The organism is Streptococcus mitis, assembly GCF_003942775.1.
Taxonomy (GTDB): Bacteria; Bacillota; Bacilli; order Lactobacillales; family Streptococcaceae; genus Streptococcus; species Streptococcus mitis_CN.
Genome location: NZ_RJNX01000002.1, coordinates 111,360 through 127,722, shown reverse-complemented (window position 1 = coordinate 127,722; position 16,363 = coordinate 111,360). Strand labels below are relative to the sequence as shown.

15 protein-coding genes are annotated in these 16,363 nt (G+C 39.8%); 5 read left to right on the top strand and 10 right to left on the bottom strand.

Annotated elements, in window-relative coordinates; translation table 11 throughout:
• Positions 1-107: 107 nt before the first annotated feature.
• From msr(D) to D8848_RS03065, 5 genes are all read right to left on the bottom strand, one after another.
• Positions 108-1,571: an ABC-F type ribosomal protection protein Msr(D) gene (msr(D), locus tag D8848_RS03085; RefSeq protein ID WP_000420313.1), complete on the bottom strand. Its 1,464-nt coding sequence runs from the start codon at positions 1,569-1,571 to the stop codon at positions 108-110.
• A gap of 119 nt (positions 1,572-1,690) precedes the next feature.
• Positions 1,691-2,908, bottom strand: a complete 1,218-nt coding sequence (mef(A), locus tag D8848_RS03080) for a macrolide efflux MFS transporter Mef(A) (RefSeq protein ID WP_125443272.1) — start codon at positions 2,906-2,908, stop codon at positions 1,691-1,693.
• 385 nt (positions 2,909-3,293) lie between these two features.
• Positions 3,294-3,464 (bottom strand): hypothetical protein, encoded by a 171-nt coding sequence (locus D8848_RS03075; protein ID WP_000873143.1) that lies wholly within the window; start codon positions 3,462-3,464, stop codon positions 3,294-3,296.
• A 514-nt stretch (positions 3,465-3,978) separates the two neighbouring features.
• Positions 3,979-5,853, bottom strand: coding sequence for a nucleoside-diphosphate sugar epimerase/dehydratase (locus tag D8848_RS03070; protein ID WP_125443271.1), 1,875 nt, complete (start codon positions 5,851-5,853; stop codon positions 3,979-3,981).
• 85 nt (positions 5,854-5,938) lie between these two features.
• Entirely contained in the window at positions 5,939-6,769 is an 831-nt protein-coding gene (locus D8848_RS03065; protein WP_049502588.1) for a glycosyltransferase, read from the bottom strand.
• Positions 6,770-6,923: 154 nt separating this feature from the next.
• On the opposite strand from D8848_RS03065, the gene D8848_RS03060 reads away from it, so the two are divergent.
• From D8848_RS03060 to D8848_RS03040, 5 genes are all read left to right on the top strand, one after another.
• Positions 6,924-8,090, top strand: coding sequence for a CynX/NimT family MFS transporter (locus D8848_RS03060; RefSeq protein WP_049499175.1), 1,167 nt, complete (start codon positions 6,924-6,926; stop codon positions 8,088-8,090).
• A 138-nt stretch (positions 8,091-8,228) separates the two neighbouring features.
• Complete coding sequence (locus D8848_RS03055) at positions 8,229-8,555, top strand: PadR family transcriptional regulator (protein ID WP_000273859.1); 327 nt, start codon at positions 8,229-8,231, stop codon at positions 8,553-8,555.
• Entirely contained in the window at positions 8,542-9,135 is a 594-nt protein-coding gene (locus D8848_RS03050; protein WP_125443270.1) for a DUF1700 domain-containing protein, read from the top strand. The genes D8848_RS03055 and D8848_RS03050 overlap by 14 nt, the downstream gene beginning before the upstream one ends.
• Positions 9,128-10,039 carry a DUF4097 domain-containing protein gene (locus tag D8848_RS03045; protein WP_125443269.1) on the top strand — a complete coding sequence of 304 codons (912 nt, stop codon included), beginning with the start codon at positions 9,128-9,130 and terminating at the stop codon, positions 10,037-10,039. Before D8848_RS03050 ends, D8848_RS03045 begins: the two co-directional genes overlap by 8 nt.
• 62 nt (positions 10,040-10,101) lie before the next feature.
• Entirely contained in the window at positions 10,102-11,166 is a 1,065-nt protein-coding gene (locus tag D8848_RS03040) for a DUF6574 domain-containing protein (RefSeq protein WP_125443268.1), read from the top strand.
• A gap of 176 nt (positions 11,167-11,342) precedes the next feature.
• On the opposite strand, the gene D8848_RS03030 is transcribed toward D8848_RS03040, so the two are convergent.
• The 5 genes from D8848_RS03030 to D8848_RS03010 all read right to left on the bottom strand — a co-directional run bounded on the left by D8848_RS03030 (position 11,343) and on the right by D8848_RS03010 (position 16,317).
• Positions 11,343-12,203: a DUF4299 family protein gene (locus D8848_RS03030; protein WP_125443267.1), complete on the bottom strand. Its 861-nt coding sequence runs from the start codon at positions 12,201-12,203 to the stop codon at positions 11,343-11,345.
• Positions 12,204-12,429: 226 nt separating this feature from the next.
• Complete coding sequence (gene trhO / locus D8848_RS03025; RefSeq protein WP_001030022.1) at positions 12,430-13,416, bottom strand: oxygen-dependent tRNA uridine(34) hydroxylase TrhO; 987 nt, start codon at positions 13,414-13,416, stop codon at positions 12,430-12,432.
• Between the two features lie 131 nt (positions 13,417-13,547).
• Positions 13,548-13,844: a bacteriocin immunity protein gene (locus tag D8848_RS03020; protein ID WP_185756842.1), complete on the bottom strand. Its 297-nt coding sequence runs from the start codon at positions 13,842-13,844 to the stop codon at positions 13,548-13,550.
• Between the two features lie 69 nt (positions 13,845-13,913).
• Positions 13,914-14,603: a CPBP family intramembrane glutamic endopeptidase gene (locus D8848_RS03015; protein ID WP_125443265.1), complete on the bottom strand. Its 690-nt coding sequence runs from the start codon at positions 14,601-14,603 to the stop codon at positions 13,914-13,916.
• 232 nt (positions 14,604-14,835) lie between these two features.
• The gene (locus tag D8848_RS03010) at positions 14,836-16,317 is read right to left on the bottom strand and encodes an ABC transporter substrate-binding protein (RefSeq protein WP_125443264.1); all 1,482 of its coding nucleotides are present in this window, start codon (positions 16,315-16,317) and stop codon (positions 14,836-14,838) included.
• Positions 16,318-16,363 lie beyond the last annotated feature (46 nt).

The following is a 16,363-nucleotide window of genomic DNA, read 5'->3' as shown; positions in this document are numbered from 1 at the left end:
ATTGACTGTTCCTATTTTTAATATTCATAAAATCTAAAGTCTTTATACTCTTTAACAATGGAGTCGCCAACCAGAACAGACTATACTGACCAGCGACTACCTTAAATTTAATGTTTCAGATTTATTTTCTTATCTCTAATTTCATAAACTACATCTGCTACATTTTCGAGTAATCGTTTATCGTGGGTGATAAACACGATAGTTCCGGTGTACTCCTTCATTAGTATTTCCAAAGCCTCTAAACTTGGTATGTCAAGGAAGTTACTGGGTTCATCCATTATTAGGATGTTATATCTACCCATGAGCATTTTAGCAAGCAACAATTTTATAATTTCTCCACCGCTTAAAACAGATAAACTTTTTCCAATATCGTTCTGTTTGAACCCCATAGATGCTAGCACTGAACGAATTTCTGATATATTGTAGTCACAATCCTTCTGCATAAACTCCATAACATTCTGATTACTGTTGTACTTGTAACCATTCTGTGCAAAGTAACCTATTTTTGCCTTAGGCGAAATAGAAATTCCTTCTTCATGGTTTAAGATCATTTGGATTAAAGTTGTTTTTCCGATTCCATTACCACCAGTTAACGCCACTTTTGCTCCTAACGGAATTTGAAAAGATGCATTTTCAAACAGAGCCTTATCCCCAAATACTTTATTAATTTCTGCACCGACTATAGGGTATGGATTATGGAGCTCCAATGCTTTACTTTGCCTGAAACGAATTCTGCGAATGCCTTCCGGAGCTTCTACTTTTCCTAAGGCCGCAATCCTGTGCTCTAGGGTTTTAGCAGCATTATACATCTTTTTTTCCTTACTTCCTATTGATTTTTGATGAGCTAAACGCCCTCCGTCTTCAGTACTTTTTTTCTTTGAAGAACCTTTTGCCTTCTGTTCTATTTTACGAGCCTGTTTTCGCTTTTCCTCCGCAGCCCTTTCCAATCGGGCACGTTCCGCAATAAATTGTTCGTATTCTGCAGCTTGGCTCTTACGTTCTTCCTCTTTCTGACGAAGATAATCAGAATAGTTTCCCCAATACTCAGTGATTTTGCCATCTTTCAGTTCCCATATTTTATCTACTATTTCATCAAGAAAATAGCGGTCATGGCTAATAACTAACAGTGCACCTGTAAAATATTTTAGCTGTCCTATTAGAAAATCAATTCCTTCACGGTCTAAATGGCTCGTAGGTTCATCCGCTAAAATACCATGAACCTGTGCCGATAAGGCCTGTGCTATTTTAAGCCTTGTTTCTTCACCACCGCTCATAGTCTGTATATTTAATTGCTCAACACCTAGCTTGCCTACAAGTGCAAAATCTTTTTCCTCCTGCAGAGTTACTTCGTCCAACTGGGGAATATAGGCAAGTTCACCCAGACGATTCATTTTACATCCTGGGGGAGTTAATTCTCCTAAAAGTACCCTGAGTAAAGTGCTTTTTCCAGCACCATTTGCTCCTACTAAACCAATACGGTCATAATCATATACTTCTAATTCATTTATATCTAAAACATCGCGTCCTTTGAATTCCACACGAATGTCTTTTGCTTTTAATATTAATTCCATAACATTTCCTCCTGTCTATAATCGCATGCTTTCATTTGCTTGTATGCAGGGAAAACCCTGCGATTTTAGCAGGAAGAGTTACATGAAAATAAGATACATAAATATTCCTCCAATATTGTTTATTTTAAATCTAATTTTCTAACCTCAGTTATCATTTGGCAAACTATAGCAATGCCAATAATTAAAATACCTGATAGTAAAAACCAATGATTTACACCGATTTTATCAGCAAAGAATCCAGAAAGAATTAACCCAATTGGCATAGCAAGTGACATGATACTTCCGATCAAAGAAAATACACGTCCTAAATATTCAGGCTTAATTTTCTCCTGAAAAAGAGCTGTTTGCACACCGCTATAAAATGGCACCGAAAGCCCCATTATTGCACAGCAAACTACGAATATTACAAATCCATTTGGAGGAAGTATTCCCGAAACGGCTAAACTGGTCCCCATTATAAAAAATGAACTTGTTATTAGTAATGCATGCTTTTCGAAGCCCCCTAATCTTCCTAATAATAAGCCTCCTGCTAGCATCCCAAATGCAAAGGAAATTTCCGTAATAGAAATATGCACAGGCGTTCCATTAAAGTGTTCCATGCTTATTAAAGGAAATAGTGCATTGATTGGCATATAAACAAAAGTATATAGTGTTCCTAAGAGTAATAAGGCAAACAATCCTTTGTTTTGTCTCAGAACCACAACTCCTTCTTTCATCTCCCTTATGAAATTTGGTTCTAAACTTTGCACTTGATTACCCAGCTTAGGTATACGTACAATTGCTACCGTAATAGATGCAATCACAGCACCCAATACGTCGATGGCAATAATAGCATTTAAATCCCAAACGGAGTATAAGAGTGCTGCAACTGCCGGACTAACAATATAGCTTATAGACTGCAAAGACTGACTATAGCCTGCGCATTTCGTTAGCTGTTCTTCTGGTACTAAAAGTGGTGTAACCGCATTGAGTGCTGGGGTATGAAAAGCTGTTCCAATGCTACGGATAAACAATACTATCATAATCATCCAGACAGGTAGCTCCATACAGAATGCAACAATAGCAAGCACTGCACCAGCTGCTGCGATAATTAAATCGGCACCAATCATTATCTTCTTCCTATCATGACGATCCACTAGCACACCAATGGCAGGTCCCAAAATCGCATAGGGTAAAAAACCTACTAATGAAGCCATAGACAAGACCATCGCAGATCCTGTTTTTTCTGTAAGGTAAAAAATAATCGCCATTTGCAGGATGGCACTAGTGATTAATGATACTGCTTGCCCTGCCCATATTGCATAAAATTTTCGTTTCCAATTGTTGTATTTTTCCATTTATATTATCTCCTGCATATTATTTTGCTTGAATTTCTATTTTGAATAGCATTCTAGGCAATAAAAAATGCAGGCCAAACCCCACAATGTGGCTTTTGGTCTGCATACATACAATTTGGAAACATTCATATTAAAGACATAGTTAAATAAAGGTATAGTTAAATAACCAATATCCTCACCGTAACTAATGAATGCTCAATATCGTATAAATAAGCACAACAAAAAAGCCTATCATCGGGTATAGATTCTGCTTTTTTTATTGCCAGCTTATCTTAAACGCATTGAGGCTGTCATAGTTTCGGTTCCTCCTACATCTTTGTTTATATCAATTTATAGTATAACACAAAAAGATGATATGTTCAATATAAAAGTTATGGAATGAGACTCATACTTCCAATTCGATGCCAGATTTAAAGGATATGACGAAGTTTTCTTCATAGACTGTAACGCTCTGGATTATCTTCCTTAGTAGCAAGCGATTAGCTTTCACAAAATCTTCTGTTTGTAGTTTTAAAAATTCATCAGGATTTTCTAACTCAACCTCAAAATATTTCATTTTACATTCCCTCATTTCATTTATTGATAAATTGAGTTTGCAAAAAAGAGTGGACAATTTTTGTCTACTCTTAACCTTTAAAATAGTTTTTTTTAATCGATTTGAAGTTGCCTAAATTATTACTTATTCGGTAAAATGAAGTATTGCTTTCAACAGATTTCCTTCAACTACACTTCACTTGATTCAAACAAGGTGGGTACATTTCTATTCCCACAAACTCCTTGTCAATGGAAACAAACACGTACCCACAGGGTAAATGGAAATAGAAACTGATAATTTCTAGCTATCACTTCTACTCATTCCAAAAATTTTCTCACTCTGATACTTACCCACCATAAAGCAAAAAGCCTTGCAATCAAGGCTTTCATTATCCCTTTCGTTCAAAGGTTTCTAAGCTTTTACGAGCAGAGCGACACACTCAGCGGTTCGCTATCTCCGTTCTGTCTGCGTGCTAGCACTTGTCAATCACGGACAGCTATCGCATGGGCGGAAGTAAATGCTAATCTTCGTCGTTTTACTCCTTGACTAGCAAACTTACCGCCTCAACATGGGTTGTTTGATTGGCAAAGGCAATAATGGCTTGCTTCAACTCATCTCCACTGAGAGTGCGGAACTCTTCAATCTTTTGATCGATGGCTTCTAGAGGCATGACATTAACCTTACCAACGAAAATCTTATCCATAACCTGATTGTCAACAAGTTCGGTTGATACCAAGAGTTCTTCGTAAAGTTTTTCGCCTGGGCGGATTCCAACTTCAACAATTGGAATTTCGCTTTCGGTGTGTCCACTTAGAAGGACCATTTTCTTGGCCAAGTCATAAATTTTGACTGGTTTGCCCATATCAAGGATAAAGACTTCTCCATCCTTGGCATAAGCACCAGCATGGATAACCAGACGGCTAGCTTCTGGAATAGTCATAAAGTAACGGGTCATGCGGAAGTCTGTCACCGTTACAGGCCCACCTTCAGCAATCTGACGTTCAAAGACTGGAATCACACTACCACGGCTACCAAGAACATTCCCAAAACGAACCGCACAGTAGGTCGATTGGCTACGTTGGTTAAAGCCAGTGACAATCAACTCAGCCACGCGCTTGGTTGCTCCCATAACATTTGGTGGATTAACCGCCTTATCTGTCGAAATCATAACCATCTTAGGTACTTTGGCTTCATCAACAGCCTTAGCAACATTGTAAGTTCCACGAATATTGTTTTTGAAGGCTTCTTTTGGATTGCGCTCCATCATAGGAACGTGCTTGTGGGCAGCCGCATGATAAACAATAGCTGGCTTGTACTGCTCAAAGACTTGCAAGAGACGGTCATAATCTTGAATATCCGCAATCACAGGTACATAATCAATCCCTTGGAACTTACGAATCAATTCATGATAAACAAGGTAGATTGAGTTTTCCCCATGACCAAGCAAGACGATGCGTTCAGGATTGAAGCGACTAACTTGGCGACAGATTTCAGAACCGATTGAACCTCCAGCACCTGTAACCAAGATTGTCTTACCTGTCAGTTCTGCGCCCAGACGCGATTCGTCAAGACGAATTTCCTGACGACCCAAAAGGTCTGTGATATCAATCTTCTGGAAGCCTCCACCTGCTTGGTGAAGTCCTTGAACAACAGTTTCAACTTTAGGCATCTTGTAACATTTGACACCCAGCTTATTACACATCTGCAAGATACGTTCATATTCTGACGGATCAAGCGACGGAATCGCAACGATAACACGTTCGATTTGATGACGTTTGGCTAATTCCGGCAGATCATCATATGAACCCAAAACAGGGATTCCACCAAGTTTTTGACCCTTTTTCTTAGCATCCTTATCCAAAATACCAACAAGTTCCAAATCACTGGTTGGATGTTGGTAGCTGTTCATAAAAAGGGCTCCGCCATCACCAGCACCAATCAAGAAGGTTCGACGGTGTTCTCCATCGCCACTTCCTTTTTTGCGTCTAGAGTAGATTAACTGCCAAGTAATCCGCGGCAATAAAATCAAGAAAGTACTCAACAAGATAAAGAGAATGATGAAACGGATTGAAAAAAGTGGCAAGAAAGCATAGCAGATACTATATGACAAGATACTGCTAGCAGTCACACCAAAAAAGATTTTCATGAAATCCGTAATCTTGCTGTAACGACTAATACTAGCGTTCAGCCCCCAAAATCCAATCATCAATTGATAGAACAGGAAAGCCAAACTCGTATAGATGATGTAGTCAACAGGTGCTGGATTAATCAATCCGTAGAATAAAATATAAGATACAATGATGGAAACCACCATACTCAAAATATCAAATATTCCCCAGAAAACCTGTTTTTGTTGTTTATTTAAAATTTCCACCAGATCAATCACATAATCTGTGAGTTTTTTATTCATAGAAATTTACTCCTCCTTAAAAGAGCTGAATAGTTATATTGTTATTATAACACTTTTTCTCTAGTTTACGATTTGCTACAATCTTTTACTTGCTTTTTCGTAACAGTTTCATAAAAATAAACTGTCGGACAAATCCAGGACAAAGGGCAACAATCATCTGAATGGCAACACTCTTGGCGTACTCCAGGTAAGAAATTTGCCCTCTCTTCAGCATGCGCTGACGAGCTTGACGATAGAGTTTGAGGTAACGCAGTCCCCCACGACGCTCAAACATTCCTGCTCCAACACGAACCTTACACAAGATTTGATCCAGATTTCCAGTCTTGGCTCCTGCAGCAATCATGTTGAGCCAGAGGAGGTCATCCTCCATATAAAGGCCATCCTCATAGTTGCCTGCCTTGAGAACCATGTCCTTCTTGAACATGACAGTCATGTGGTTAAAGGCACTTCTCATCCTTTGATAAGCCACAATCTCTGCATGCTGGGTTGGAACACGACGGTAAGAAACAATCTCATCAGGATTGTCAATAAATTCTGCAATATGTCCACCTAATAGGTCGAGCTTGTCCTTCTCCATTAGCTGAACCTGTTTCTCAAAACGGTCTGGAACTGCTATATCATCCGTATCCATACGGGCAATAATATCATACTGACACTGCAAAACACCCTGTCGAAGAGCCAGACCCAAACCTTGATTCTGCTCAAGAGGATAGCGTTTCACTGGAATTTCAGACTGGGCTTCCACTTGGTTTAATACCTGATAGAGCTCAGGTGTCAAAGGCCCATCCTCAACCAGAACCAATTCGCTCGGTTTCAGAGTCTGATTTTGAACACTCTCAATAGCATCCTTTAAAAATGTCGGATTTTCCTTGATATAGACCGACATCAATACGCTGATTTTTTGCTTTTCAGACACAGTTTTTCTCCAATGTATAGATTTCCTTCCACTATTTTATCATAATTTTCAAGACTTTCCCATTTTTATCTTGAAAGCCCAAAACCTTACTTGACATTATAGGGAAAAAGCCTTAAAATAAGCTGTTATTAAAATCAGCTAGAAGAGGTATTATATGAAAAAGCAATCACTCTTTTTTGTTCCAGGTATTATCCTGATTGGTGTTTCCTTGCGGACTCCTTTTACTGTTTTACCCATTATTTTGGGAGATATTTCGCAAGGGTTGGGAGTAGAAGTTAGTTCGCTTGGTGTCTTGACCAGCCTTCCCCTCCTCATGTTTACCCTCTTCTCACTCTTTTCTACCCGACTGGCTCAAAAAATCGGCTTGGAGCATCTCTTCACCTACAGCCTTTTCTTCTTGACCATCGGTTCTCTCATTCGACTAATCAATCTGCCCCTGCTCTATCTAGGAACCTTGATGGTTGGGGCAAGTATCGCAGTCATCAATGTGCTGCTTCCTAGTCTCATCCAAGCCAATCAACCAAAGAAGATTGGTTTTCTGACCACCTTATATGTAACCTCTATGGGGATTGCGACGGCTCTGGCTTCCTATCTAGCCGTGCCTATTACACAAGCCAGTTCTTGGAAAGGACTTATCATCCTCCTCACCCTGCTCTGTCTAGCAACTTTTTTGGTCTGGCTCCCAAATCACCGCTATAATCACAGACTAGCTCCACAAACCAAACAAAAAAGCAAAGCAAAGGTCATGCGTAATAAACAGGTCTGGGCAGTGATTGTCTTTGCAGGTTTTCAATCCTTACTCTTTTACACCGCTATGACCTGGCTACCTACCATGGCCATCCATGCAGGCCTATCCAGTCACGAAGCTGGCTTGCTGACCTCTATCTTCTCCCTGATTAGCATTCCTTTTTCAATGACCATCCCAAGCCTGACAACCAGTTTATCTACTCGTAACCGTCAGCTCATGCTCACTCTGGTTTCACTAGCTGGTGTGGTCGGTATTTCCATGCTCTTTTTCCCAATCGGTAATTTCTTTTACTGGCTTGCCATCCATCTCCTCATCGGAACCGCAACCAGTGCCCTCTTCCCTTATCTCATGGTCAATTTTTCACTCAAGACAAGCGCTCCTGAAAAGACGGCCCAATTGTCCGGTCTATCTCAAACAGGAGGCTATATCCTAGCAGCCTTTGGACCAACCCTCTTTGGTTACAGTTTTGACCTTTTCCACTCTTGGGTACCAGCTGTAGCTGCCCTCTTACTCGTCGATATCCTGATGACTGTGGCCCTCTTTACAGTGGACAGAGCTGATAAAATCCTCTAAACTTCTAGTTTTGGCTAGAAGTTTTTTATATATAAAAATTTTACACATTTCTCTTGACAGGGCTTTCTTTTAGATGTACAATGTATGTGTAGAAAAATTATATATAAAAATCTTACACATTAGAAAAGGAGGTTCCCCATGTACTTTCCAACATCCTCTGCCTTGATTGAATTTCTCATCTTGGCCGTACTGGAGCAGGATGATTCTTATGGTTATGAGATTAGCCAAACCATTAAGCTGATCGCTAATATCAAAGAATCCACACTCTATCCCATTCTCAAAAAATTAGAAGGCAATAGCTTTCTGACAACCTATTCTAGAGAGTTCCAAGGTCGCATGCGCAAATACTACTCCTTGACAAACGGTGGTATAGAGCAGCTCGTGACCCTAAAAGATGAATGGACACTTTATACAGACACCATCAATGGCATCATAGAAGGGAGTATCCGCCATGACAAGAACTGAATACCTGACTCAGCTAGAACTCTATCTCAAAAAACTGCCTCAGGCTGACCAAATTGAAGCCATGGACTATTTCAGGGAACTCTTTGACGATGCTGGAGTCGAAGGAGAAGAAGAACTTATCGCTAGCTTGGGAACTCCCAAAGAAGCGGCCCACGAAGTTCTCTCTAATCTTCTCGATAAAAAAATCAATGAAGCACCCGCTCAAAAGAATAACCGACAAATTTTGCATATCGCCTTGTTAGCCCTCCTTGCAGCACCCATCGGTATTCCTCTGGGAATCGCCATCCTCGTGGCCCTGTTCGGAATCCTTGTGGCAGCTTTGACTGTCATTCTGGCTTTCTTTGCGGTTTCCATACTTGGTATCATCGGCGGATTCCTATTTTTAGTTGAAAGTTTCACTGTCCTAGCCCAAGCTAAATCAGCCTTTATCTTGATTTTTGGTGCTGGTTTACTGGCCATCGGTGCTTCTTCGCTGGTTTTACTAGGTATTTCCTATGTAGCTCGTTTCTTCGGTCTACTCATTGTTCGCTTGGTGCAATTTGTTCTTAAAAAAGGAAAGAGAGGTGACCAGTATGCGTAAATGGACAAAAGGATTTCTCATCTTTGGTGTGGTGACTACCGTTATCGGCTTTATCCTGCTTTTTGTAGGTATCCAATCTGACGGGATTAAGAGCCTACTTGCCATGTCCAAGGAACCTGTCTATGATAGTCGGATGGAAGAGCTGACCTTTGGCAAGGAAGTCGAAAACCTAGAGATCACGCTCCACGAACACGCGCTCACCATCACAGACTCTTTCGATGATCAAATCCACATTTCTTACCATCCATCTATTTCTGCTAACCATGATCTTGTCACAAATCAAAACGACAAAACTCTAAGCCTCACTGATAAGAAACTGTCTGAAACTCCATTTCTCTCTTCTGGAATTGGCGGGATTCTTCATATCGCAAGTAGCTACTCTAGTCGTTTTGAAGAAGTTATTCTCCGACTGCCAAAAGGGAGAACTCTAAAAGGAATCAACATCTCAGCCAATCGCAGACAAACCAGTATCACTAATGCTAGCCTTGAAAATGCGACCCTCAATACAAACAGCTATATCCTCCGAATTGAAGGAAGTCGTATCAAAAACAGTAAACTCACAACCCCTAATATCGTTAATATCTTTGATACAGACCTTACAGATAGTCAGCTAGAGTCAACAGAGAAGCACTTCCACGCTGAAAATATCCAAGTCCATGGTAAGGTTGAACTAACTGCCAAAAAATATCTCAGAATCATCCTAGACCAGAAAGAAAGCCAACGAATTAACTGGGACATCTCAAGCAACTATGGTTCTATCCACCAATTCACAAGAGAAAAGCCTGAATCAAGAGGTACGGAATTAAGCAACCCTTACAAAACTGAAAAAACCGAAGCCAAGGATCAACTCATTGCTAGAGCTGATAATGATATTGAGCTAATATCCATACCAAACAGACGTTGACAAAAGCGCTTACATCTGCTACTATGGAAGCATATTTATATAACTAAAAAGGAGGTTCTACCATGAAACAAGAATGGTTTGAAAGTAATGATTTTGTAAAAACAACAAGCAATAACAAGCCTGATGAACAAGCCCAAGATGTTGCAGACAAGGCTGAAGAAACGATCGCCGATCTCGATACACCAATTGAAAAAAATACTCAGTTAGAAGAGGAAGTCTCTCAAGTTGCAGTCGAACTAGAAAGCCAGCAAGAAGAGAAAATTGAAGCTCCTGAAGACAGTGAATCGAGAACAGAAATAGAAGAAAAGAAAGCATTAGATTCTACTGAGGAAGAGCAAGACCTTTCTAAAGAAACAGAAAAAGTCACTATAGCTGAAGAGAGCCAAGAAGCACTTCCTCAGCAAAAAACAATCTTGAAAGAGCCTCTTCTTATCAGTCAATCCTTAGAAAGTCCCTATATCCCCGACCAAACTCCAAAATCTACGGATAAATGGAAAGAACAAGTGCTTGATTTTTGGTCTTGGCTAGTGGAAGCTCTCAAATCTCCAACAAGCAAGCTTGAAACAAGTAGCACACACAGTTACACAGCCTTTCTCTTACTCATTCTGTTTTCTGCATCTTCCTTTTTCTTTAGTATCTACCACATCAAACATGCTTACTATGGACATATAGCAACTATGCATAATCACTTCCCTGAACAATTTGCTTCATTAAATCTCTTTTCGATTATCTCTATCCTAGTAGCAACAACACTCTTCTTCTTTTCATTCCTCTTGGGTAGTTTCGTCGTGAGACGATTTATCCACCAGGAAAAAGACTGGACGCTAGAAAAGGTTGTCCAACAATATAGTCAACTCTTGGCAATTCCAATCTTCCTCACTGCTATTGCTAGTTTCTTTGCCTTCTTTGATAGCCTACGATTTACAGCCCTTTTGTGTGTGATTAGCATTGGGATCATTCTGCTTGCTAGTCTCCATATCATTACAAGACCAAGTCAAGCAAGTGAAACCGACTCCTTCTATCAGTTATTCTTGTCTGTCCTTGTGAACGGAGTTATTATCCTCCTCTTCTTTGTAGCTGAAGTGGCACTGATTGGGGATTATCTTCGTATCTTGGCCTTTCTTTAAACTTCATACTCTTCGAAAATCAAATTCAAACCACGTCAGCTTCGCCTTACCGTACTCAAGTACAGCCTGCGGCTAGCTTCCTAGTTTGCTCTTTGATTTTCATTGAGTAGCAATCCTGTCTTCCATGGCAGGATTTTTCTATATCAAAAAAGCAAGTCGATTGACCTGCTTCTGCTTTACTTTTCTTGTGCTAATGCTTTAAAATCTTTGTCTAAGATGGGTTGCACTTCTAATTGATTGGCATCTAGTTGGTGGTAAGATGCTGATGGTAGTGACTCTAGGAATTTTGCATAGTCTAAGCGGACAATGGCTTCATAGTCTTCTGGTTTAGAGCCGTCTCCTGTGATTTGAACCAAGTCAATCTCCCACTGCACTTCCTTATCCACCAATTGCTCAATATAGGCAGCAGGAACAAATGGTTCTCTCGGTAATACTGTCTTGACTCCTTGAGCCAGATGGTAAACACCGTGCACTTGGCCTTCTCCATCCTGATAGAAGGAAACTCTTGCAAAGTAGGCGTCTGTCTCTTGAACCGCACGCACACGCGCTTCAAACTGAGCCAAGCCATCTTCCTCTAAAAAGCTTTTCAAGTCCTCATGACCAAAGAAAACAGGGTTAAAAATTCCTCGGCAAATCGTAAAACGGGCTGCACTATCAGCCAGATGAGCTTGAATGCTTGCTTGAAAATAAGCTTCAAAGTCAAAACCATCGAGTCCATCAATCTCCGTTCCTGTGTAAGCAAGCAGAGCATCTAAAAATGATTTGATAATCTCCCAGTCTGTCTTTGTGAGTAGGTCAGGAAGATCAACACGATAAGCCTTTTGACCATCATCATAACTAACTTTAAAGAGAAATTGTGATTGCCCCACTATCGCACACTCGATATACTCGAGACGATTAAGTGGCTGACGGAGATAGACGGTATCATAACTATGCGACTCCAAACCATCTAGCAAGGCCAGGATAGACTTGGCAGTCAAAATTTCCTGTTCTCCTAAAATGCTCTGTTTATTTGGAATAAAAAATGTTTTCGTCATAACTGGACTCCTTTGAAATCGTTTACATATAGTATACCTTATTTTTCTGAAAGATACAAAAACAAACTTTATACTCTTCGAAAATCAAATTCAAACCGCGTCAGCTTCGCCTTGCCGTACTCAAGTACAGCCTGCGGCTAGCTTCCTAGTTTGCTCTTTGATTTTCATTGAGTATTAATTTTTGAGTAAAAAGCATAGAAAAACAGCCCCTAAGGACTGTTTAATCTTATACAGTAGCTGCTTGATCCAAGCTTTCACCGATAGCGGCTAGGCGCTCGATCACTTCAGCTTGTGTCAATTCATTTTCTGAAACATAGCGGTTACGTGGGTGAACACGGCACTCGTGTGAGCATCCACGAAGGTACTTGTCTTCATTTTCTTCTGATGTCAAGATACGACGGTTACAGAATGGATTTCCACAGTTGACATAACGTTCACATGGTGTTCCATCAAACCAGTCTTTTCCTACGATGGTTGGGTTGACATGGTTAACATCTACGGCAATACGCTCGTCAAAGACGTACATTTTTCCATCCCAAAGTTCGCCTTGGACTTCTGGATCTTTACCGTAAGTTGCGATTCCTCCGTGCAATTGACCAACATCTTTGTAACCTTCACGGACCATCCAGCCTGAGAATTTCTCACAGCGAACGCCACCTGTACAGTAAACTACGACACGCTTGTCCATGAATTTTTCCTTGTTATCACGAACCCACTGTGGCAACTCACGGAAGTTGCGGATATCTGGGCGGATAGCCCCACGGAAATGTCCTAGGTCATACTCATAATCGTTACGTGTGTCAAGGACAACGGTATCTTCGTCAAGAAGGGCTTCTTTGAACTCTTTTGGAGACAAGTAGGCACCTGTTGTTTCAAGTGGGTTGATGTCGTTGTCAAAGTCGTTGTCTTCCAAACCAAGGTGGACAATCTCTTTCTTGTAGCGAACAAACATCTTCTTGAAGGCTTGTTCACTTTCTTCGTCAATCTTGAACCAGAGGTCTTCCATGCCTGGGAGGCTGTGAACGTAGTCCATGTATTTTTGAGTTGTCTCATAATCCCCTGAAACTGTTCCGTTAATTCCCTCGTCAGCGACTAGGATACGGCCTTTAAGGCCGATTGATTTACAGAAAGCCAAGTGGTCTGCAGCAAATTGCTCTGCATTTTCAATTGGAGTATAAAGGTAGTAAAGTAAGACACGAATATCTTTTGCCATAAGATTTGTTCTCTTTTCTATTCTTAAATTTTCAGAATTTTTCATCTAACTATACTAGTATACCTGCTTAAGAAAACGAATGCAATTTATTTGACTGGAAATTGTAAAAAGGGATTTATCCCTGCATTTCATCAGTAACCATAACGAATAGCAGATAATTCTCTCAATTTTTTGATCTCCTCAGCTTGACTTTCTGACAGAATCAGCTTATTGTCAATTAACATACGTGAGATGTCAACATTCATTTGACTCAAAATAAATGGAGTAGAGGTCCCATCGTCCTCTAATCGTCTTTTATAACTCACTAACAGATTTTTCAAAGGAGCAAGTTGAGGCGTATTGTTTATACCTTCCAGTAGGTGATCTATGATAGTCATGGCTTCACAACGTCTTTCGCTTCCTCCAGCGAACCATTTTAATGGTGTCATACTCATTTACCTCCTGAAACTCGCTTATAAATTGAAAAAACTATAATCCCTAACTCGTCTGTCAGTATTTTACCCAAACACCCTATGTAAAAAAGTCAGCAAAAATGGTAATGTCGCGAAAATATTATTCATCATATGCACCGCATAGGAAGGATAAATGCTCTTGGTATAGCGGGTCAAACTAGCAAAGATGATGCCAGATGTTGCAAAGACGAAGATATCTAACAAACTAGGCAGGCTTGAAAAATGAGGAAGAGCAAATAAAATTGACGGAAGAAGCAAATCAAGGCCAAATCTCGAATGCTTAAAAAAGGCGTGTTGCAGTAATCCTCTATAGATTAGCTCTTCCATAAGTGGAGTCAGAAAGAACAAAGTTATATAGATACCTAGCTCAGCAAAGTTGGTCCCACTATAACCGATCAATACAGCCCAACCTTCAGCAGTTGACTGAACATGTTTAGCTGTCTGAACGTTAAAAGAGATCTGGAGCACTACCACTAATACTGTCAAAATCGAATACCAAAGCCATTTTTTTCTTGGAATGCGAAAGAGATAACCATGGCCTGTCTTAAACAGAATCCAAATCATGACTCCGCTAAATAGCAAACTCAAGAGATTTTGAATCCAGACGAAATTGCCAATCTGGGAAGAAAATTGCCAATAATTTTGAACAATAAGCGTCAGCTGAGAAAGACCAAATACGAAAAATAAGTAAGACAAGACTACACTTATTTTGAATAGAAGTTGATACTTCTTCATATGAACTCTCCTTTGTAAACTCGATACATCTCTAATATAAGCTATATTTTCCTAAATCCTTACTCCAAATCCTAAATGGTACTTGAGATTTCCTGAATGGTTAAATAATGATAAGAAAACACGGATATCTATGCTCTCATTTCAAAAAATCACTGCCTTCCCCAGACAAGCCTGAGGAAAACAGTGATTTAATTTTTAGGAATTAGGAATGAATACACGAAATCAATTGATCTTATGATTTTTTGTTTTTCAAGAATTCATCGTATTGTTTTTGCATTTCGTTCAATACTTTTTCGTAGGCACCTTCAGATTTCAATTTTTCCATCAATTCTGGAATAGCTTTATCTGGGTCTACAGTACCAGTGTTGATAGCTGTATCGAATTGTTGCATTGTGTTAGAGATTGCTGAGATTTCAGATTTCACATTGTCAGTGTTAAAGATGAATCCAAGTGCTGGAGATTCTTTAGCTTCAGCCAATTGTTTCTTAGAATCTTCGATTTGTTGGTCTGTAACGTTTTCGTTGATGTAAAGGATCCAGTTGTTACCAGTGTTCCATCCACCCATGTGAGTGTTTCCTTTGTAGCCATCAAGGACTTTAACACGGTTTTCTTTACCTGGAATTTTTTCCCAGTTCTTGCCTTCTGGACCATAAACAAGACCATTCAAGAGTTCTGGGTTAGTGTTCAAGAGGTTCAACACTTCCATTGATTTTTCTTTGTTCTTAGAGTTGTTTGAGATTACAAAGTTAGCAACTTGTGTTGTTTGGTTTTTCTTGATGAAGTTAGTGATTGGTTTGATTTGGATGTCTTTGTTTGCAACACGTGAAAGCAAGCTGTTACCGTAGTCAGCTGGTCCTACTGTTTCTTCACGAACGAACCAAGTATCTTGTTGAAGGTCAAATGAAGTATCGCTTGTTGCTACGTCTTTTGGAATGTATCCAGCTTCATAGAATTTGTGAAGAGTCTTCAAGTGTTCTTTAAAGCGAGGCACTTCGTAACGGTTTACGATCTTAGTAGTGTCCCCTTCAAGGTCGATAACGAATGGAAGTCCATTTGGAACTGGGTAGTCAAAGTTATCAGATGGGATGAAGTTCTTAGTAACCGCAAATGGCACTACATCTGGAGCTTTTTCTTTGATTTGTTTCAAGACTGGTTCAAGTGTTTCATATGAAGTGACACCTGAAATATCAATACCGTATTTAGCAAGAAGAGTTCCGTTAAAGGCGAAGTTTTGAGATGATGCAACGTTGGCTGCAACTGGAACTGCGTAAATTTTACCGTTAATGCTGTTACCCTTGATGTAAGCTGGGTCAAGTGCTTTGTAAAGTTCTGCCCCTTCTTTCTTGTACAAGTCAGTTAGGTCTGCATAAGCACCTTTTTGAGCATTTACGACATAGTTAGATGCAAAGGCGATATCATAGTTTTCACCAGATGATGTGATAACTGACATTTTCTTATCATAGTCACCCCATCCAAGATATTGGATATCCAATTTAGCACCAACTTTTTCACCGATGATTTTGTTGGCATTTTCTAGCAATTCATCTAAGTTATCTGGTTTGTCACCGATTTGGTACATTTTGATAACAGTTTTTTCACCTGAAGCTGAGTCAGCAGCTTTCTTGTTACCTGAAAGGTTTCCACAAGCAGCGAGACCAGCAGCCAAAGCGACTACACTAGCAGATGCAAAAGCATATTTTTTCCAGTTTTTCATGATAAAAACTCCTTTTTTTATTTTTAAACTTATAAACAATGTAATG

Bases quoted from the DNA above. Each gene is read 5' to 3' on its own strand.
- D8848_RS03070 (WP_125443271.1), bottom strand. From the start codon at position 5,853: ATGAATAAAAAACTCACAGATTATGTGATTGATCTGGTGGAAATTTTA.
- D8848_RS03050 (WP_125443270.1), top strand. From the start codon at position 8,542: ATGACAAGAACTGAATACCTGACTCAGCTAGAACTCTATCTCAAAAAA.
- D8848_RS03055 (WP_000273859.1), top strand. From the start codon at position 8,229: ATGTACTTTCCAACATCCTCTGCCTTGATTGAATTTCTCATCTTGGCC.
- D8848_RS03020 (WP_185756842.1), bottom strand. From the start codon at position 13,844: ATGACACCATTAAAATGGTTCGCTGGAGGAAGCGAAAGACGTTGTGAA.
- D8848_RS03030 (WP_125443267.1), bottom strand. From the start codon at position 12,203: ATGACGAAAACATTTTTTATTCCAAATAAACAGAGCATTTTAGGAGAA.
- D8848_RS03075 (WP_000873143.1), bottom strand. From the start codon at position 3,464: ATGAAATATTTTGAGGTTGAGTTAGAAAATCCTGATGAATTTTTAAAA.
- trhO (WP_001030022.1), bottom strand. From the start codon at position 13,416: ATGGCAAAAGATATTCGTGTCTTACTTTACTACCTTTATACTCCAATT.
- D8848_RS03015 (WP_125443265.1), bottom strand. From the start codon at position 14,603: ATGAAGAAGTATCAACTTCTATTCAAAATAAGTGTAGTCTTGTCTTAC.
- D8848_RS03045 (WP_125443269.1), top strand. From the start codon at position 9,128: ATGCGTAAATGGACAAAAGGATTTCTCATCTTTGGTGTGGTGACTACC.
- D8848_RS03040 (WP_125443268.1), top strand. From the start codon at position 10,102: ATGAAACAAGAATGGTTTGAAAGTAATGATTTTGTAAAAACAACAAGC.
- D8848_RS03010 (WP_125443264.1), bottom strand. From the start codon at position 16,317: ATGAAAAACTGGAAAAAATATGCTTTTGCATCTGCTAGTGTAGTCGCT.
- D8848_RS03060 (WP_049499175.1), top strand. From the start codon at position 6,924: ATGAAAAAGCAATCACTCTTTTTTGTTCCAGGTATTATCCTGATTGGT.